This is a genomic window from Methanohalobium evestigatum Z-7303 (assembly GCF_000196655.1).
Classification (GTDB): domain Archaea; phylum Halobacteriota; class Methanosarcinia; order Methanosarcinales; family Methanosarcinaceae; genus Methanohalobium; species Methanohalobium evestigatum.
The window spans coordinates 1187346-1206477 of sequence record NC_014253.1; the positions used below are offsets into that span (position 1 = coordinate 1187346).

A 19132-nucleotide genomic window follows, 5' to 3' on the forward strand; every position below is an offset into this window, starting at 1 on the left:
CAAAACCATTAAATATTATTCTTACATTTCTTACTTATATGACACTTATCGATTTCAGAAGCGCTAAGATTACAAAGAAAGGTCAAATATCAATACCTAAAGAAATAAGGGAACTTGAAAATTTCAAAGAAGGTTCTAAAATCGTGATACTTGCATACGATGACAGAATAGAGTTGAGATCCATGGACCAGTTGGATGAAAAAATCTCTACAGCATTGGCAAGTGAAAAAGTCCTCAAAAAAGAATGGGATACAGAAGAAGAGGATGAAGCATGGAAAGACTTGTAAAAGGAGATGTTGTTGTATTACCATTCCCTTTTTCTGATATGAGTAATTCCAAAAAGAGACCTGCTTTTGTGTTAGCCAAATTACCAGGAGAAGATATAATTCTTTGTATGATTACAAGCGCGGTCAAAACTGATAATTATTCAATAACGTTAAATGATAATGATTTTGAATCTGGAACTTTACGCAAAAATAGTAACATTCGGCCAAACAGGATTTTTACCGCTGATAAATCATTAATATTATACAAGGTAGGCCACCTAAAAAATGATAAAATAGATGAAGTGGAAAATAAGTTAGTTAACATCTTAACTGGGTAATTATTATTAGTAAGCCTAATAGTTTACGAAGATGGGGCAACAGGGGTACGTGAAAGCCAACGGTTTCTAATCGTACTCTTTAAATCAAAGATTAAAAGATATCTTTAAACGAAGTTTAAAGAGTGATTAAACAACCCCGTTGGTTATTGATTTATTAACCATAATTATTTTATTCTATCAGCCCGTATCTTTTAACAGAGGCGATGATATTTGATACTAACTTATAAAATCAAACATAATCGGGATTTCTCTGAAGAACTTGCAAAAGCTAAGCAAGTAGCCGAATATGGTGTCAAATATCGTACCCGTTCATCTAAAGATGTCAAGCATATCGGATTGAAATCGGCTATTTCAAACCAGATTCTCAAGAAATATGCTAAAGACAAATCCGCTAAAAAGGTAACTAGTGTTAAACTGACAATACCTAACCAGAGTGTAAAGTTAAACAGGAATGAGAGAAAAATAAGGATAACTCCTCTTAAACTTGATTTGAGGTATTATTTTCCTGATGATTTTGAAAAAATCAACCAGATTGAAGTCGGTGAAAAATACGTTTATGTATCGGTGACCGTACCTGAAAGAGAGCAAATCGAACCAGAGAATTATCTGGGTGTCGATTTGAATACAACCGGACATATAGCTGTGATGTCGAACCCAAAGACTGGTAAAATCTGGAAACTGGGTAAAAAAGCACAGCATATACATCTGAAATATAAAAACGACCGTAGGAAACTACAGGTCAAAGGAAAATACAAGAAGGTTAAACAGGTCAAGGACAGAGAGTCAAGGATTGTCAGGGATCTGAACCATAAACTCAGTTCCAAGATTGTGGAAACCGCTGCTGCCAATAACTGTGGTATCAGGATGGAGAACCTGAAAGGTATAAGGGACTCTGCGAAATGTAAAAATACGTTCAAATACTCCCTGCACAGCTGGTCGTTCTATCAACTACAATTTATGTTGGAATACAAAGCCAGGCTGCTTGGAGTCAAAATTGAATTTGTAGAACCCGAATATACTTCGCAGGACTGCAGTAGGTGCGGTTATCTGGGTATTAGAAATGGAGATTCATTCAAGTGTCCTCATTGTGGACACGTTGACCATGCGGACGCAAACGCGGCGTTCAATATAGCTATGCGTTCCGGTGATCAATGCGGTGCAGACAGTGATGCATCGTACGGGAGTACTGGCGCCCCGCAAGTGGCAACGGTGTGACGCCCACCGACCACAGAACCCCACGGATTTATCCGTGGGTGTACGTCAGCAGATGGATTTACCTTTGTAAGTTCAACAGGAGCCTTTAGTGCAGAGGTGAATGGAAACCAAGCTACTTTTACTGTGATGGGTTCAAACAGTATAACCTATACAGTAGAAGCACCAGATATAGAAGGAAATGAAATTTATAATTTCACGGGTGCAATCACTAATGAGAACAAAAAAACATTTGATGTAACTGGTGACACGGAGATACAGGTTTATCAAGAATTTTGGATGAAATATGACATAAATAACAATGGAGATATCGAGAAGAGCGAGGTAATGAACGCAATAAATGACTACTTTGCACAAGGATCGGACATGACCAAAGACAATGTCATGAATGTGATAAACAAATTCTTTGGTTAAGGTGAGGACATGAAGGAGCAAACTGCTTCCCCTCCATAACCCTATTATTTATTGAAGGCGGATACTGTTTAGTTAATGAATATTTCCCATTGATAAGGAGTATATAATTTAAGAGCTTGATGGTGATCTGGAAGCACATATCATTTCACTGAGTTGTTCCGACCCAGCACAAAGTCGTAGTCAATGGTCATTGCGATTATTAGCAGACAAGGTAGTAGAATTAGAATACATAGATAGCATTTCATATGAATCGATAAGGAGAGTTTAAAAAAACGAACTTAAATGCTATCTATCAATTTATACGTTTGATAACCATACAACAGCACCACAACAAACTAATTTTAAGAATTTATGTTTATATGTCATAATTTTTAACAGGTTTTTTCAGGTAATTGTTTTTTTGTGCCGGTTTATTAATAATTATTTTTCATTTGCCTGGGTATCAAATAACGCATAAAAATAACCATACATATCCATGTAATCAACAGCAATAGGTAAATGTTGATTGTAAGAGCGTGTGTTGGGGAGTTCATTGGGGGTATGGAGGAGCAGGCTAACGGGAAAGTGCCTGTCCCTCTTTTTTATTTTTTCTATGTTGAGTACTTGCTATGACTTGATTTTTCCAGTTGCTTCTGTTCTCCAAACTACTAGAAAAAATAACCATACAAATCCATGTAATTAACGGCAACAGGAAACTAGCTGTTAATTGCAAGAGCGGGTAATTGTAGAAAATATAGAATCCTGAGATCTTTTGAAATTAACAGGAAAAAGAGCTGCAGGACCTATTACCCAGATTTAAATCGAATATAAAGGAGGATTAAATTGGAACAAGTAGAAAATAAAGAAAAATTAAAAGATATAACTGTAAAACCGCTGATAGAAAGTATGCTATCGACAGACGATCACAGCACCAAAAAAGATATTGAAGGTTGCCTGGTGGGTCTGGAACATCTGGCAGCAGATACAATCATTGAACACCTGTATCATGATGGATACAATCAGGACCTAGAAAATATCCTCATACAGATAGGACAACCGGCTGTTGATTGTCTGTCAGAAAAGATAAACTGTTACCATAATAAATCTGGAGACATCCAGCAGATGCAGTTGATACTGGACCGCATTGAAGATTGCATCGAAAATCCAGATAGCTCCGATTCGAAGAACCAGAATCAAAAGGTACAATCGTCTGCTTCATCTGGTAATTCTACGCAGAATAATAACCTGGACAAGATGTCATGGAAAGAACTCGAAGAACTTCTCGTGTCGATGTACAGAGATAAAGGATATCTGGTTGAAAGTGTTGGAACAAAAGACATGGGTGCGGATTTTGTCATAACTGAATACGGAGTCGAGAGGACCGCGGTTCTTATAAAACATCTAAACCAAGGTCAAAAAGTCACGAGAAATGCTGTTCAGGAAGTTGCTGCAGCAAAAGACTACTACCAGTGTAACGGTGCCATGGTTATTTCCAACCAGGAGTTCACACAGAAGGCACTAATACTGGCGGAATCGAACGATGTATCTCTAATTGGCAGAGAACAGCTGGAAGACATGGTCAATCAGTAATGATACAATATTAGATCAATTTCCGGTTTTAGGCCAGTGTTGTTTGGTCCATGCTCTTGCATGGATTTTATTTTTTCTGGCTTTGTAATATTAATTTTCTCAGTTGTTTTTGCTCTCGAAATTACTGCACAAAAAACCATACAATCCATTGAATTTTATAAAAATCTAAATAAAAAATCGGAGGTAAAAAAGTGGACAAAATTGAAAAGATATCCATATAGCCACTTATAAAAGAATTAACTGATGAAAATAACGATATGGAGGACAAAGAAGAAATCAAAGAAATTCTTGTTAATCATGGAGAAAAAGCAGTAGAACCTCTTATTAATTGTCTCAAGGAAACATACCCGAATTTGGATATAAAACAAACATTGGCTGGTATCGGAGAACCTGCAGTTGCACGGGTTATAGAAGAAATGAGAAAAGATGATAATCCAGAGGAATTGGTACTGGAACTTTTAAATATTCTTGAGGATACAGATTCTGCAGCACTATATGTATTCCACGAACTTAGAGACAAACTGCCAAAATTAGATATGCTTCATCACAGGAATATCATATTTACTTACAAACTAATATTAAATAGGCACAGCAGGTATACTGCAAATCTGATTATTGATTATTTGCATTATGATGAAAATGAAATAATCAAAAAACCTTCACAAGTCGTGTATTTCCGGGAACCTGTGAAAGAAGAACGCGATATCCTCATAGAAATATTCCAGGAGTTAGAACCTGAAGCAATCGACCCGATTATTAATGGTCTCAATGAAAATTGGAGTCCTGAAATAAAGGAACTGCTGGAAGATATGTTGAAAGACGAAGATTTTGAAGACCGACTTCAAGAATACCTAAAAAATACAGAAGACCTTGAGTTCAAATGTCAAATCGCTGAAATAATCCATGAAATAGGGAATACACCATTAAAAGATCTATTGCAACTTATGAACAGCGATGTTGAGGATGAAGAATTACCCGACAATCCGGATAAACTGACACCTAAACAACTTGAGCTGGCAGTATGCAAAATCTACAGGGAGAAAGGGTATTACGCTATTAGAACTAAAAATACCAATGATAAAGACCAGGGTGCAGATGTAATATTGACCAAACTTGGATCAGAACGTGTTGCTGTGCAGGTTAAACAATCTGGTTCAAAAGTGGGAAACAGTGCAGTTCAGGAAGTGGTTGCTTCAGTGCGGTATTATCTTTGCAATTCAGCGATGGTGGTTACAAATAATTACTACACACCTGAAGCTGTTGACCTTGCAAATGCAAATGATGTTAAATTGGTAAACAGAGATGAACTTCGAAACCTGATAATATCGCATTACAAACTGTTTAAAAAAGAAGATTAAACAATTGATTCAATCTATGGTAGATAATATTAACCATTGGTTGTTTCGATGTGGTTTTTGATCTATTTCCATGTTTTTCTTTTTTCATTAATAAATATTTAATACAGTTTTTCGATTCCCGGAGATTTTGCTCTTTTTCAGAATTCAGCGATAAAAGGACCATACGAACTCATGTAATTTATTTACTCAGGAATAAAAATTGGAGGTTAAAGTTTGAAAACAAATTATCAGAATTTTGAATTAATATCCTGGATAAAATTGCTGCAGGAAGTGGAAATATACTATAAAACTAGAGGATATCATGTCGAAAGAACTCCAGGTACAGATTCTGGAGCAGACCTCATAGCAACTTTTTTAGGTGTCGAAAAGGTAGCTGTTAAGATATGTTCCAGAGGTTTTGTTTTATTTTCATCCGTCCATGAAGTTTCTTATGCTAAAATCTATTATCGATGCGACAGAGCTGAAGTAATAAGCTTGGGATTTTTCAGCAAAGACGCAGAATTACTGGCTAAAATTATCGATGTAAAATTGATAAATAGATATGAGCTTGAAAAGATTATTGAAAAATATTGAACTGGCTGGATGGTATTAAAAGTAAATCTCTGCTCTCCTTTTTTACCCTAGAGTATAGAACCAAAACCCTGAAGCTAATGTTTAAAATTGAAATAAAGTTTTTAGAATCAAATTATCCAGTTTGATTTTTTTTGATTTACTGTAGATTTTGAAATCGTTTAGCCGGGTTCAAATATAATTTTGTCTGGATTTTATAACTATTTTATTTAATTTCGATTTTTGATGTTACATGAAACATCAAAATTTCAGAATTATCATAATCTCTGTTCGGTTGAAAATAAATAGGGATTAATCCTCTATTTGAATCTGGATGAAAAACCGATAAGTTACAGAGAGTGCATTACAGGTTCCTATGAGTAAAATAAGCAAAGAGGAAGTGGAATCGCTTCCTCAACTGTTCATGTTTAATTATCTCTGTTCTCTTCTCAGGAACAAAAGCATGGCAATTCCAAGCACTCCAATCAGAAGTACTGGATTCGTAGCAGGCACACCAGCCCAGTGGTCGTATCCTAATCCAGAATAATGACTTGGGTCGCTGTCACTTATCTGACTTGTTGGGATTTCGGCACACAGGTCATCCTTGTATTCAGCAGTGACATTACCAAGATTGGAATATTGACCTGACTGAGCGCTACCAGTTTTAGTGCAGACCATCGATTCACCAGGTTTAAGAGAGCTATTTGGACATGAAATTTCTCCCAGTTTATCGTCAGTGACTGTAATATTGTATAAAATGACACTGCCGGTGTTTGTGATATTATACGTCCAGGTTACCTGGCTACCCATCTGGATGGTTGGACCTTCTGGTTCATCCGCATCTTCACCGTTGGTGTACTTTTCGATATCAACGGATGCATTGATTGTAAGTGGCAGAGAATCGTTATTGTTTTCAGCGATGTTAAACTCTGAATCACAGAACCCATCGTTGTTTGCATCGGTGCAGGTTTGACTAAATCCAGTACCATCAGGATGTGCCCAGTAGTTGCCACCTATGTAAGGTCCACCCACAATGTTTGGACCTGGTGTCTTGGTGATGTTCCACTTATTAACTGTGACGGAACTGGCAGTAATTCGTGTATTGTTCTCATTGTTGAAGATATTGTTATATATAGTATTGTCCTCGCTAGAAGGAAATTCAAACCCAAGATCAGTGTTATTACAGATGATATTACTTTTCAATATGTTATTTTTGCTTACAAAAATACTGATACCAACATTTTTGTTGTTTGATACAGTATTGTTATTCAGTTTGTTGTTGTCAGAACCAGAAATACCGATACCATCATCTTTGTTGTTTAATACAGTGTTGTTATTCAGTGTGTTATTGCTACTGTAATCAGAAAGAATAATGCCTTCTTCTCTGTTGTACGATACAGTGTTGTTGTTCAGTGTATTATTGTTGCTTTCAGAAAAGTAAATGCCTTCTCTGTTGTACGACACATTGTTTTTGTTCAGGTTGTTGTTGTTGGATTCATAAAGACTTATACCATCAACGTTGCTGTTAAAATTCGCATTATTGTTATTCAGTTTATTGCTACTGGAATTATAAAGATTAATGCCGTCATTGTTGTTATTTGATGCGGTGTTGTTATTCAGTGTGTTAATATCGGAATTTAACAAGCGAAGACCTTGATAATTATTAGATATTTTATTGTTGCTGATATTGTTGTTCTTAACTTCATCTAGGAAGATTCCTGCCTTCTCGAAAACTGTAGCACCTGTTATATTGAAACCACTGATCGTAACATTATCTCTGGTAACGTTAAATACATGATCGCTTGTAGAAGCAGCCTGAACTTTAGTATCATCTGGATTCCCGGATTCCGATAGGATGGTTACTGATTTGTTAACGTCCACATTTTCTGTATATGTTCCATTATATACAATAATGGTGTCACTGTCACTTGCTGCGTTTATTGCATTCTGTATTTTCTGGTAGTTCATACCAGGATCATCATCCACAGTGATAGTATCCGCTAATGCTGTGCCTGAAAACATTATCATTAAAACGAAAGTTATTACAAGATATAGTTTGATTCTCATTTATGAACCCCATGTCTAATTTCTGAATGGTTAGTAAATAATCTTAGATGGTATTGTCTGTTTGAATATATTATATAACATTGGAAACAATGTTTCTAAAATTAATTTAGAATTAATCGTAGCTGATTCACTCTTTCATGAAATGATTCAAAAAATACAGATCAAAAAAGGAAAAGAGTAGTAGAAATGGTATATGACTAATTATACCTTATTTCTGCTCTCTTCTCAGGAACAACAAAATTGCGATACCAAGTATGCCTACCAGCAGTACAGGATTTGCTGTTGTTACACCAGCCCAGTGGTCATATCCGAAATAATGACTTGGATCGCTGTCATTCACCTGGATTCTTCAAATTCGGCAGTAACCCTGATATATAGAAACTAGCTTGAAACAATTATCGAAAAATATTGAGCTGCCTGGATGATGGATAAGGTCGAGGATATTAGATGAAATAAATAAATCCTCTTCTCTATCTTTTAGTCTAAAGTATAGGATCAAAACCCAGAAGCAAATGTTTAAAATTGAAATACTGTTTTTTAGAACCGGATCATCCAGTTTGTTCTTTTTGATTTACTATAGATTTTGAAACCGGACAGCCGGGTTCATATATGATTAAGTCAAAATTTCAAGACTGATTTATTCTAGTTTTGTATTATTGAGAAAATTTTTCTATAAACCTTGTTTATCGAATAATCGAAAATATCCATTAACCTTTTTTGAATGCGTATATTTTCGGATATTGTACATTACAAATGACCTATCAGTTTTTTGAAGATTACTTATAGATTAGTAAACCACATCCTCCACATGTCTTCTTTGTGATCTTGGAAGTGGCTGACCGTACCCGATACGAAGTAACAGTTGAGGGTGTTTGTTGCCGATTGATAATATTTCTTGTAATTTTTCTTTGAGTTGAGGAATTTCGCAGGGCTGGTTAAGATGTGCATTTTTGATGTTCAAAGCAGTAGCATTTAGAACAAGTCGTTCAAAACTGCGGCCTATATCAACCCATGCAATTTTACTATTATCATCTGACATGATTACTAATAGAGAAGAAGAACTTCTGATATTTATTTCATCTTTTTTTGATTGAGCTTTGTCAGTTGCAATATATTTTATAAAAAATCTGCCAAACCAACTGGGTATAGATGGCGAACCCATCGTTTTTGAGCTAAGACCATCAAGATGTTTTTTTGTATCAGAATCATTGAAACGTATCCACGAGGTTAATTCCTTTTTAAAGTTCTCATCGTTCATCTGTATCTTGTTACCCATCCTGACAAGGTCTATTATAGCTTCTATTTTATCATCATCAGTAATAAAAAGTGAAGATATTCCATCCTCCATTATTACCGACTTGAGCTTATCTAGATCGTCATCAGGGATGGAGTTACCATCATATTTACTTCTGGTGGTCTGCCTTTGTGGGATTGCATCGTACAATATATCATTTTCTTTTATACCATCAGTATCTAGTACAACAGAAATGAAATCTTCACCATTCCCGTCAAAAGAATATTCCACATTAGTACTATAACCATTATGTTCAGCTACAATCAAAAGATTTTCCAGTGCACATCCAAGACTAATAAACAGTTCACGGTCATCAGGGTCTACAGCTGGAAGCCTTCTAGAATAATCTGGAAAGATTTTGATCTGGTTTTTCTCTAGATAGAATTTCCATGGTTGGGTATTATGTCCTGAAGGGGCAAGTGTAGCATAACGAATTATTTCATTAATATTCTCCATTTTATCTTCCTTATGACCTTATATTTTTGGATCTACAATATAAAATGCTATCTAATCCAGAGAATTTCCACACTAAAACAAGGGATATTATTTACCTGATATAGAATTAATCACTCCAATGATTTCAATTTTCATGTTAGCTCTTTCTCGTAAAATTCGATATATCCTTTGAACCATAACCCAAAAACCCTCTGGTCATAGTGATAAGTATTATAACACTTATAAGAAGCACCCCTACCTGTATTATCAGGAGGTTTGTATAATTTGGACCAAAGACAATTTCATCGGCAAAAGGCACCAGATGTATAGTAGCAGTATTGAAACCTCCATGTAACAACATCATGAGTAGAACACTTCCAGTATGATTGAATATCCAGGTGTAAAAAAATGTATATAACACAATTCCAACAGCTGTAAGTAACACTAATCCTCCAAGAATTATAGGGTCAGTGATACCGTGAGATGACCTTGGATCTACGAAGAATACTGGTATGTGCCAGAAAGCCCAGAGAATTCCCAGTAAAAATGTTGCATTCAGGGGACCATATTGTTCTTGTAATCTGGGAAGAGCAAAACCACGCCATCCGGGTTCTTCTCCCAAACCTGCCAATAAAGAGAGACCTATGAGTGTGGGAATGAAAGTCAAAACAGGGTCAGGTAATTTTGAAAGCAATGGTTCATAACCCAGGAGTATAAACCCTAAACTGGTTGCACCAAATACAAAGATTGGAAAAACTAAGGTTATTATCCACCATTTGAGAGGTACACGCCAATGAATAATACTGCCAACCCATTCGCGGATCGGTCCACCAGTATACCATATAATCAATCCGCCTGCAATTGCAGGACCGAATTGAGCTACCAACAGGTTCAGTCCACCAAAACTTTCATCGATATCCAATATTGACGGGAGAAAACCGAGCCATGATATCATGTAGGCTAAAAGGAAAAATGATACCACAGGATGATGTATTACCCTCTCTCGTATACTTTTTTGTTCCATTTTACCTACTTACTTAATGAATTTTAACAATAACCATTAGAAAATAAAAAACTAAAAAACAGATTAGAATAATTTATCTAACCTTATATAAGGTTTCTTCTTATTTCCGGGTTATCAAGAATCTTTCATTTTCAATTTTGTTGTTTAAAACCGCCTTTTAAACTGATGATTGATATGTTTTTACATTTTTAGTCAATAACATAGTATCAAAACCTTGCAATATATTTTTTGAACTGAAATCAGCTTTTCTGAATAGTATCTTCCAGTTTGTTCTTTAGCATTTACTATAGATTTTGAAAGAGGTTCACCGGGGTTCAAATATAATAATAGTCGGTTTTGTTACTATTCAATTTCAATCTCGATTTTCAGTGTGACATGACACATTGAAATTCTCAAATACTTGAAAATTAGATCTCTCCAGTCTTTTTTGATTCGTATTTAAAACTTTGAAAACCTGTTGACCGGTTCGCTCAATATCGATTAATCTTATAAACCTTCTAATCAATCTTCTTAATGGGACTTCTAAAAAGAACCTTTAAAATTGAACCAGCTTAAACCAATAATACCGGTTCGTACTGGGGTATTACAAGTCTATTGGAATCAAAAACGGAGATGTTAACATTCAAATCAATACTAATTCTGAATCTACAATAAATCTGGACTGTATAAAAAGAATTAACAACAGAGGAGAATTCCTCGCAGCGCCGAATGACATTATGAAAAGATTGTGTCCTGAAACCTACTCTCGTCTGCACGGCGGCTGGTTCAGAAAGGTGGACAACCTGAATCAGGAATATACGAATGGATACTCGATCATTGGACAATTTTACAGCGACAGAAGGCGCCAGTGGCTGGCTCCAGGATTATATGTCGACTGTTCAAAAAACGGGGATAACAAGAAAAAAGTTATCTACCATACACTTATAAAATTAAATTTTGACGGTACAGTTGAGCTGCTGGAACAAACCCGCAACAACCCGAGCTGGGCAACTGATCTGTGGGATCCGATAGAAAAGTTTTTGCCAGAATTCAAACCCGATAAAGAGATTCTCCATGAAGAAAAAACGTACCTTGAATGCCGACTCGATGAAATAAATCACAAATTGGAGAATCTAGATAAGAATCAATAACTTACATCAAACCATATTCTCTCTTTAACTCATCATGAGTGTACAGTCTCCCCTTTTTGATGTCCTCTAATGCTTCTTCGATACCCTGGATAGCTTCATCACTTAATTCATCTTCATCTACAGACATAATTATCAACCTTTCAATAATGGAATTATAAGATTTCTGTGGGAATCTCCGCAAACTGTCTAATTTTTCTTTAGTCCGGGGTACTATGCTGATTGTAGTACTCATTTGTGCCTTGAAGTATATTAGAAAAAGTAATATAAAGCATGGAAAAATCTTTGAGTGAGCCCAATGATTATCGGTTAAACCTATAGCAGCATATGTATTATGTTATTCAAAAAGGACGTGTCTATGTGCCTGTTCACTCATTACAGCCATTTATATCCTTTCTCTCTATGGATAATATCTGTAATCAATATGGTTTCATCTTCAATAGTATATATAACTCGATAGTTACCTACCCTTAACCTATAAAAACTCTTTCTGCCTTTTGTACCTTTTAATTTTTTAATATCTGTTCTGGGGTTTTCAGGATATGGTTTATCGCTAAGTGTTTCAATACTTTCTTTGATCCTTGCTTTGGTATTAGAATCAAGAGACTTGAGATATTTTGCCACTCCTGGATGCAACTTGATGTCATAGGTCATTAAATATCATCCAGTGATACAAAATACTCTCTATCTTCTAACCGTTTATATTGGCGTTCCATGAATGATTCATAATCAATTTCATCCATCAACCGGGTTAGGATTTGGCTGTATGTTTCACCTTTTGAACCATAACTCTTTAGCCTGTCTCTAACTGCTTTGGTAGTGGGAATTGTTGTTGTTTCTTTCATAATTGCTGATAATATTTATCAATATCATTTGTATTTATAACTTGTTATAAGATGTTAAATTCATAAAAAATTTTCATGGTTTTATATTTTATTTTTTTTATTGTTTTTTTCGTGATGATTCTGCTTGTCGATTTCCATAAATATATTTTTACTATTGTCTAGGTATCAAAACAACGCACAAAAAAACCAAACAAATTCATGTAATCAACAGCAACGAGGAAATTGGTTGTTGATTACGAGAGAGCGTGTTGGGGAGTTCAATAAGGGGTATACAGAGGAGCGGGCTAACGGGGGAGTGCCTGGTCCTCTTTTTCATATTTTATATGTTGATTACTGGATATGATCAGATTATTCCAGCTGCTTTTGTTCTCTAAACCACTACAAAAAATGACCATACGAACCAATGCAATTAACGGCAACAGGAAACTAGCTGTTAATTGCAATAGCGGGTAATTGTAGAAAATATAGATTGCTAAACTCTTTTGAAATCAACAGGAAAAAGAGCTGCAGGAACTATTACCCGGATTTAAATCAAATATAATGGAGGATTAAATTGGAACAAGTAGAAAATAAAGAAGATTTGATAGACAGTGCAGTAGAATCGATGTTAGAAGTAATGTTGACGACTGACAGCCACTGTACCAAAAAGGAGATCGAAGACTGTTTGATTAGGATGGAACATCTGGCAGCAGATACAATCATCGAACACCTGTATCATGACGGATACAACCAGGACCTTGAAAACGTTCTCTTACAGATCAAACAACCGGCTGTCGATTGTCTGTCAGAAAAGATAAAACAGTACCAGAATCGATATGGAGACACCCATCAGCTGCAGTTGATACTGGACCGAATCGAGGAAAACATCGAAAACCAGGATAGTCCTGATTCGAGGAACCAGAATCAAAGGATACAGACATCTGGTAATTCTCAGCAGAATAATAACCTAGACGAAATGTCATGGAAAGAACTTGAAGATTTTCTCGAGTCGATGTACAAAGATAAAGGATATCTGGTCGAAAGAACCGGTATCACAGACATGGGTGCCGACCTGATTATAACCAGTTATGGAGTCGAGCGAACTGCAGTTGTTATAAAACATCTAAATTCCGATCAAAAAGTCACAAGAAATGCTGTCCAGGAAGCTGCTGCTGCAATGAACTACTACCATTGCAATGGTGCCATAGTCGTTTCCAATCAGGAATTCACAGAACAGGCAGTAAAACTGGCAGAATCGAATGATGTTTCCCTGATTGACAGGAAACAACTGGAAGAAATGGTTAGTCTGTAAAGAAATAGATTTGGATAGTTTCCGGTTTTAAATCAGTTTTTAGTCCATGCTCTATGCATGGATTTTATTTTTTCTGGATTTGTGAAATCATTTTACTCAGTTGTTTTGTTCTCGAAATTACTGCACAAAAAAACCATACAATCTATTGAATTTATAAAAATTTTAAAATAAAATTATGGAGGTAAAAAATTGAAATCTAACAATTATAGCAAAGAAGAAATTATATCTTCTTTAGTAGAAAATCTATTGATTACTGAGGAATATAATGAGAAAGAAGAAACTAAAGACATACTTGTAGGATTTGGAGAAAAATCAATCAAACCATTGGTTGAAAAATTAGGAGAAGATGTTGGTATATCGAATGAAAGGGAGATAGGAAGCGTTCTGAAAAGAATAGGCATGCCATGTATACCGTACATCATGAATGAACTTTATAATAAATACTTGCCAAATAGATACTTCACTGCTTCATTAACTGTTTCAGAAATCATAGAAAGCATCGGCGAACCAGCTGTACCTTATCTGATTGATTACATCTGCGAATATCAAGTACTTGACGGAAGAGAAGAAAGTTGTCGCAGATTGAGAGAATTCGTATCCTTGCATGAAGAAAAAGCTGTAGATTGTGTGTTAAAAAGATTAAGCAGAGAGTATCTTAATGAAGACTGCTGGCAAGAATTGACTAGTATCTTGGTATTCTTGGGAGAAATTTCAGTAGAAAAATTGTTCCAGGGTATAATAAACATCAATCATAAACACATAGACTACGATGATGCTGTAAATATTATAACTGAACATGATAATGATGACGCAAAAAATGTCTTGAACAGGTACTTAAAATATGGATCATATGAAGAAAAGCTAATTGCAGCCAGAATCCTGGACAAATTCAATGATACTGATGCAGAAAGTACTATACAGGTTCTTTATAACGAACCAGAATCGAAAATGTTGTACGACCTGTATAATATATCCTGGGAAGAACTAGAATTAGGCTTGATGAACCTATATGAAAAAATGGGTTATAAAGTGGAAAAAACTCCAAAAAATAGCGACTATGGAGCTGACTTTATAGCAACTCAGTGGGGGAGTGAGAGAATAGCGGTGCAGGTAAAGCACCTAAATAATACAACATCGCCTAGTGCAGTTCAGGAAGTTGTTGCAGCAAAGATGTATTATATATGTTCTAAAGCAGAAGTCGTGAGCACAAACAATTTCAGCAAACAAGCAAAGAACCTGGCAGATATAACAGGAGTAAATCTCATCGACAGAGATAAGCTCAAATGGTTAATTGAAAAATATAATTGGTAATTTCTGCTTTCAGGGCGCTGAGTTCCAGAGATTATATAAGAAAATGGCAGGTCAATTGTGTACCTGTCCATACTATTTTTTGATCTAATAATTTGATGGTATTGATTTTGCTCTTTTTCAGGAATTCGGGATGAAAGAACCATACAAACTCTCGTGCTTTATTTACTTTAAAATAAAAAAAAGGAGGTTAAAACTTGAAAACAAATTATCAGAATTTTGAATTAATATCCCGAGAAGAATTGTTGCAGGAGGTGGAAATATACTACAAGACCAGAGGTTATCAGGTTGAAAGAATTCCAGATATAGGTTCTGGAGCAGACCTTATAGCAACGTCTTTAGGTGTCGAAAAGGTAGCTGTTAAGATATGTTATGGAGGTGTTGCTTCAATTTCAACCGTTCATGGAGTTTCTTCTGCTAAAATCTATTATAGATGCGACAGGGCTGAAATAATATGCACAGGATATTTTAATAAAGATGCAGAATTATTGGCTAAAATCATCGATGTTAAATTGATAAACAGGGATGATCTTGAAGAGAGTAACATTACAAGGGGCAGTTAATTAAGGTTTCTCTGCTCTACATTTTTAGTTAATAATATTGAATCAAAACCTTGAATCTACTTTTTAGAATTTGGATAATGTTTTCCAAAATAGTATCGTCCAGTTTGATCTTTTTGATTTACTATAGATTTTGAAAGATGTTTACCGGGGTTTAAATATAATCATGTCTGGGTTTTGTTATTATTTTATTCATTTTCGATTTTCAGTGTGACATGACACATTGAAATTCTCAAATACTTGAAAATCAGATCTCTCCAGTCTTTTTTAATTCGTATTCAAACTTTGAAAACCTGTTGACCGGTTCGCTCAATAGTGATTAATCTTATAAACATCCTTACCAATCTTATTTATGGAAATTTGTAAAATCCCTTTTGTATCGAAATAATCTCTACCAGTACTATTGAACCTATTTTATCCATTTATCTAACTAATTCTTACAGGGGTTTTACAGAGTCCATATATAATCACCATAAAAAAAACGGTCGTGATAAAATTAGTAACGATGAAAACCCATCGAAAGAATTGAACTGCATAATAGACAAGAACGAGCGGGGAGAGATCCTCGTGGAACCTAAAAAATTGATGAAACAAATCACACCTCTTATTTTCACCCGCGATGGTGGTGGCTGGATGAGGAAAGTGGAATCTCTGGACAAAAAATACACAAATGGATACTCTCTCGTTGGTCCTTTTTATAATGTATCTAAAAAACAATGGCTAGCTCCAGGGCTGTATATAGACTGTTCCAAAAGTGATGAAAATGGAAAGATAAGGTACTGCTGTACATTGGTTAAACTAAATTATGACAGTACTGTTAAAATCCTAGACCAGCAATGCAATAATCAAAGCTGGGCTGTTGACATGTGGGATGTTATTGAAAAACATCTGCCAGAATTCAAATCTCATGAAGTAATTCTCAAAGAAGAGAGAAAACAGCTCTCTGACCGTATCAGGGAAATCGATGAGGAATTGAAAAACCTCGATGATATCTGATAAAAACAAAGATAACTACTTTCTAATTTTTGACGCCCCTGCAGTTTTTCTGCAGGGTATTTTTTCTTATCTAAATAACCATATCTACTGCTGTTTTATTGTGTTTTTAGAATTGAGTTAGTCAAATGAACTTTGAAAACCTGTTGACTGACTAACTTAATACTAAGAAGTCTTATAAATGTTCAAACTGTTTTCCCGTCTGAATGGCTCTTACAAACCACTGTACACTTCAAAAGCACGTTGAAAATGACTAAATCAAATCAATTAGTCGTATACATGCTTAAAATTGTATGATTGGTTTCTAGAGAGCCTCGTTATAGAAAAACAATAAAAAACGGTGATGATTCATATAACACAGGAAAACAGATCTAAAATCAAGCTGGACTGTATAAAAGAAGAAAACGGTAGAGGAGAATTCCTCATTAATCCAACTATAATGCTCAGGACGTTAATATCTGGAACCTACACCCGCTATAACGGCGGATGGTTGAGAAAAATAGATGGATTGAACAAGGAACACGCCAACGGATATTCTCTGATTGGTGAATTCTATGGTGGCTGGAAAATACAGTGGCTTCCACCTGGACTATATGTCGATTGTTCAAAAGGAGGAAGCCGGAAAAATCAGAAATTCTATTATTCATTGATAAAACTGAACCCAGATGGAACCGCAGAAGTTCTTAAACAAATATATAATGACCCAAGCTGGGCTGTTGAATTCTGGGACGAGATTGAAAAACATCTACCAGAATTTAAAACCAGAGAACAAATCTTACTCGATGAACAAGAACTAATCAGTATTCGTTTCGAGGAAATAAACAAAGAACTGGAAAAAGCATCACAATAACCACAAAAATGGTCTCACGGTTTATACTGTGGGACACTATATATTATACTAATAATGATTGGACCCACATTAATCTATCCAAACAAATTCTCGATAATCCAATTCAATTATATAATATCAAAAAACGGTGATCAACTTGAAAAACGGAACAATTTCGAATAACATATTCAAAGATGTAAATCTTAATAACATCATATACAAGAATCGAGAATCGCTTAAAAACGGGTATCTATTAGACCCTGATAATATCTACTACAGAGAAGATGTACTGGAAGAATTAAAAGATTCCCTGATGCCTGCCCTAAGAGGAGAAACCCCTGACAATGTGCTTATAGATGGGAATCACGGCACAGGCAAGACATTACTCACAAGAATAGTCATGGAAAATCTGGAAAACCTGACAAAATCAGATGTATATACAGATGTTTATACACTTCATGTTAACTGCAGCCAGACCGGTACAAAATTCTCTATCGTGAAAACATTGATATCAGACCTTGAAAAGAAAGGAAATGTCAGTAGCCAGACGCTTGTCAACTCATATGACAGTTACATCGAAAGGTTCTTCGACCTGGTGAACGTGTTGGATGGCGTTGTGATAGTAGTTTTTGATGAACTCGATCAAATACAGGAAGACACAGTAGTAAATGACATCCTGCGGTCTGTTGAAAATATGAAAACATATAGAGGAATCTGTGTGGTTGGTATCACAAACGACCACAGATATAGCTATTACCTTAACAGGAAAACCCTGGATGTGTTCAATCCGGTTAAGATTAAATTCACCACATACACATCAAATCAGATGAAACAGATCCTGTCAAGAAGGGCTAAATTAGCTTTTACTGATGAAATGATTGAGAATACAGACCTGTCATCAGTTATCAATGAATGCTGCAAATATACTCTGCAAGATAGAAACAGTATACGATATGCACTTGACCTTCTGCTGGAAGTTGGTGATCTTGCATACAGGGAAAACAGCGACTACATAGACTCTGATTTTGTATCAGAAGCGAAAGAAATACTGGACAACAAGAACATCAAAAAGGTTTTGATACAGCTTCCAAGAACAGATAAAATGATATTGCTATCACTGTCTTACCTGTCGTTTGTCTATCCAAAAATCTGTGAACAATTGGAAAGACGTGGAAAGGACACAGAAAGGTTTGACAGGATAAGGAGCAGAGATGTGTATAATATCTATGAAAAAGTTTGTAGAGACAACGAGATCGAACCTGTTGGTGACCACAGGAAATGGGAATCAATCAGGCATCTATCAGAACTCGATGTTATCGATACAATCAAGACGTCTCTTGGTAGAAACCAGGGTGTAGATACTGTGTTAAAACCTACTATGTCCTATAAATTCATAATGAATACGCTGGGAGATGATGATGACCTCTGTCTGGATGTAATAAAATATTTCAAATACAACGATGGTTCACTAAGAACCTTTATTATTCATGGGATAGATAACTAAATTATCTATCTTTTTCCTCTTTTGATACACACAAGTAAAATCAGATGAAGTGAATAGATACATTTGAATTTGATTTGGTGGGAACATTGGTTTGTTGATACACACACCTCCAGTCAGATGAAAAGGAATTTTTAGTCAAATTGGTTTTT

At 35.4% G+C, this 19132-nt stretch carries 21 protein-coding genes and 1 pseudogene; 15 read left to right on the forward strand and 7 right to left on the reverse strand.

The features are described 5' to 3' along the window. Positions 1 to 38: 38 nt before the first annotated feature. The 8 genes and pseudogenes from METEV_RS05990 (at position 39) to METEV_RS06025 (ending at position 5730) form a co-directional block, all read left to right on the forward strand. Positions 39 to 287 (forward strand): AbrB/MazE/SpoVT family DNA-binding domain-containing protein, encoded by a 249-nt coding sequence (locus METEV_RS05990; protein ID WP_013194650.1) that lies wholly within the window; start codon positions 39 to 41, stop codon positions 285 to 287. Continuing rightward, complete coding sequence (locus METEV_RS05995; protein WP_013194651.1) at positions 272 to 604, forward strand: type II toxin-antitoxin system PemK/MazF family toxin; 333 nt, start codon at positions 272 to 274, stop codon at positions 602 to 604. The genes METEV_RS05990 and METEV_RS05995 overlap by 16 nt, the downstream gene beginning before the upstream one ends. Positions 605 to 814: 210 nt before the next feature. Further along, complete coding sequence (locus METEV_RS06000) at positions 815 to 1819, forward strand: RNA-guided endonuclease InsQ/TnpB family protein (RefSeq protein WP_013194652.1); 1005 nt, start codon at positions 815 to 817, stop codon at positions 1817 to 1819. Between the two features lie 96 nt (positions 1820 to 1915). After that, complete coding sequence (locus METEV_RS06005; protein WP_013194653.1) at positions 1916 to 2230, forward strand: EF-hand domain-containing protein; 315 nt, start codon at positions 1916 to 1918, stop codon at positions 2228 to 2230. A gap of 118 nt (positions 2231 to 2348) precedes the next feature. Next, a pseudogene (locus METEV_RS12685) lies at positions 2349 to 2495 on the forward strand (helix-turn-helix domain-containing protein); the annotation flags it as partial. A gap of 557 nt (positions 2496 to 3052) precedes the next feature. After that, on the forward strand, positions 3053 to 3799 hold the full coding sequence (locus METEV_RS06010) for a restriction endonuclease (RefSeq protein WP_013194654.1): 747 nt from the start codon (positions 3053 to 3055) through the stop codon (positions 3797 to 3799). 257 nt (positions 3800 to 4056) lie between these two features. Beyond that, entirely contained in the window at positions 4057 to 5157 is a 1101-nt protein-coding gene (locus tag METEV_RS06015) for a restriction endonuclease (RefSeq protein ID WP_013194655.1), read from the forward strand. A 213-nt stretch (positions 5158 to 5370) separates the two neighbouring features. Continuing rightward, positions 5371 to 5730 carry a restriction endonuclease gene (locus tag METEV_RS06025; protein WP_049891033.1) on the forward strand — a complete coding sequence of 120 codons (360 nt, stop codon included), beginning with the start codon at positions 5371 to 5373 and terminating at the stop codon, positions 5728 to 5730. A gap of 408 nt (positions 5731 to 6138) precedes the next feature. On the opposite strand, the gene METEV_RS06030 is transcribed toward METEV_RS06025, so the two are convergent. The 4 genes from METEV_RS06030 to METEV_RS06040 all read right to left on the reverse strand — a co-directional run bounded on the left by METEV_RS06030 (position 6139) and on the right by METEV_RS06040 (position 10526). Then, on the reverse strand, positions 6139 to 7773 hold the full coding sequence (locus tag METEV_RS06030) for a NosD domain-containing protein (protein WP_013194656.1): 1635 nt from the start codon (positions 7771 to 7773) through the stop codon (positions 6139 to 6141). 208 nt (positions 7774 to 7981) lie between these two features. Next, the gene (locus METEV_RS12030) at positions 7982 to 8113 is read right to left on the reverse strand and encodes a VPXXXP-CTERM sorting domain-containing protein (protein WP_232216829.1); all 132 of its coding nucleotides are present in this window, start codon (positions 8111 to 8113) and stop codon (positions 7982 to 7984) included. Positions 8114 to 8560: 447 nt separating this feature from the next. Further along, the gene (locus tag METEV_RS06035) at positions 8561 to 9523 is read right to left on the reverse strand and encodes an Acg family FMN-binding oxidoreductase (RefSeq protein WP_013194657.1); all 963 of its coding nucleotides are present in this window, start codon (positions 9521 to 9523) and stop codon (positions 8561 to 8563) included. 136 nt (positions 9524 to 9659) lie between these two features. Continuing rightward, on the reverse strand, positions 9660 to 10526 hold the full coding sequence (locus tag METEV_RS06040; protein WP_013194658.1) for a CPBP family intramembrane glutamic endopeptidase: 867 nt from the start codon (positions 10524 to 10526) through the stop codon (positions 9660 to 9662). Positions 10527 to 11242: 716 nt separating this feature from the next. Here METEV_RS06040 and METEV_RS06045 point away from each other — a divergent pair. Continuing rightward, complete coding sequence (locus METEV_RS06045; protein WP_049891035.1) at positions 11243 to 11656, forward strand: hypothetical protein; 414 nt, start codon at positions 11243 to 11245, stop codon at positions 11654 to 11656. Between the two features lies 1 nt (position 11657). Here the strand turns inward: METEV_RS06045 and METEV_RS13010 are convergent, their stop codons facing one another. The 3 genes from METEV_RS13010 to METEV_RS06060 all read right to left on the reverse strand — a co-directional run bounded on the left by METEV_RS13010 (position 11658) and on the right by METEV_RS06060 (position 12498). Beyond that, on the reverse strand, positions 11658 to 11888 hold the full coding sequence (locus METEV_RS13010; RefSeq protein WP_013194660.1) for a DUF7557 family protein: 231 nt from the start codon (positions 11886 to 11888) through the stop codon (positions 11658 to 11660). Positions 11889 to 12028: 140 nt separating this feature from the next. Then, positions 12029 to 12307, reverse strand: coding sequence for a type II toxin-antitoxin system RelE family toxin (locus METEV_RS06055; protein ID WP_013194661.1), 279 nt, complete (start codon positions 12305 to 12307; stop codon positions 12029 to 12031). After that, positions 12307 to 12498: a hypothetical protein gene (locus tag METEV_RS06060; RefSeq protein WP_013194646.1), complete on the reverse strand. Its 192-nt coding sequence runs from the start codon at positions 12496 to 12498 to the stop codon at positions 12307 to 12309. Before METEV_RS06060 ends, METEV_RS06055 begins: the two co-directional genes overlap by 1 nt. Positions 12499 to 13051: 553 nt before the next feature. Between METEV_RS06060 and METEV_RS06065 the strand changes: the two genes are divergently transcribed. From METEV_RS06065 to METEV_RS06090, 6 genes are all read left to right on the forward strand, one after another. Further along, positions 13052 to 13789 carry a restriction endonuclease gene (locus METEV_RS06065; protein WP_013194662.1) on the forward strand — a complete coding sequence of 246 codons (738 nt, stop codon included), beginning with the start codon at positions 13052 to 13054 and terminating at the stop codon, positions 13787 to 13789. Positions 13790 to 13978: 189 nt separating this feature from the next. After that, positions 13979 to 15100, forward strand: coding sequence for a restriction endonuclease (locus METEV_RS06070; RefSeq protein ID WP_013194663.1), 1122 nt, complete (start codon positions 13979 to 13981; stop codon positions 15098 to 15100). Between the two features lie 194 nt (positions 15101 to 15294). Next, positions 15295 to 15660, forward strand: a complete 366-nt coding sequence (locus METEV_RS06075; RefSeq protein WP_049891037.1) for a restriction endonuclease — start codon at positions 15295 to 15297, stop codon at positions 15658 to 15660. A 564-nt stretch (positions 15661 to 16224) separates the two neighbouring features. Further along, a complete protein-coding gene (locus tag METEV_RS06080; RefSeq protein WP_013194664.1) occupies positions 16225 to 16653 on the forward strand; it encodes a hypothetical protein in 429 nt (142 codons plus the stop codon). 340 nt (positions 16654 to 16993) lie between these two features. Continuing rightward, positions 16994 to 17500 carry a hypothetical protein gene (locus METEV_RS06085; RefSeq protein ID WP_013194665.1) on the forward strand — a complete coding sequence of 169 codons (507 nt, stop codon included), beginning with the start codon at positions 16994 to 16996 and terminating at the stop codon, positions 17498 to 17500. A 136-nt stretch (positions 17501 to 17636) separates the two neighbouring features. Next, on the forward strand, positions 17637 to 18983 hold the full coding sequence (locus METEV_RS06090; protein WP_013194666.1) for a Cdc6/Cdc18 family protein: 1347 nt from the start codon (positions 17637 to 17639) through the stop codon (positions 18981 to 18983). Positions 18984 to 19132: the final 149 nt, after the last annotated feature.

Bases quoted from the DNA above. Each gene is read 5' to 3' on its own strand.
- METEV_RS05990 (WP_013194650.1), top strand. From the start codon at position 39: ATGACACTTATCGATTTCAGAAGCGCTAAGATTACAAAGAAAGGTCAA.
- METEV_RS05995 (WP_013194651.1), top strand. From the start codon at position 272: ATGGAAAGACTTGTAAAAGGAGATGTTGTTGTATTACCATTCCCTTTT.
- METEV_RS06015 (WP_013194655.1), top strand. From the start codon at position 4,057: ATGGAGGACAAAGAAGAAATCAAAGAAATTCTTGTTAATCATGGAGAA.
- METEV_RS06030 (WP_013194656.1), bottom strand. From the start codon at position 7,773: ATGAGAATCAAACTATATCTTGTAATAACTTTCGTTTTAATGATAATG.
- METEV_RS06035 (WP_013194657.1), bottom strand. From the start codon at position 9,523: ATGGAGAATATTAATGAAATAATTCGTTATGCTACACTTGCCCCTTCA.
- METEV_RS06040 (WP_013194658.1), bottom strand. From the start codon at position 10,526: ATGGAACAAAAAAGTATACGAGAGAGGGTAATACATCATCCTGTGGTA.
- METEV_RS06045 (WP_049891035.1), top strand. From the start codon at position 11,243: ATGAAAAGATTGTGTCCTGAAACCTACTCTCGTCTGCACGGCGGCTGG.
- METEV_RS13010 (WP_013194660.1), bottom strand. From the start codon at position 11,888: ATGAGTACTACAATCAGCATAGTACCCCGGACTAAAGAAAAATTAGAC.
- METEV_RS06055 (WP_013194661.1), bottom strand. From the start codon at position 12,307: ATGACCTATGACATCAAGTTGCATCCAGGAGTGGCAAAATATCTCAAG.
- METEV_RS06060 (WP_013194646.1), bottom strand. From the start codon at position 12,498: ATGAAAGAAACAACAACAATTCCCACTACCAAAGCAGTTAGAGACAGG.
- METEV_RS06085 (WP_013194665.1), top strand. From the start codon at position 16,994: ATGATTCATATAACACAGGAAAACAGATCTAAAATCAAGCTGGACTGT.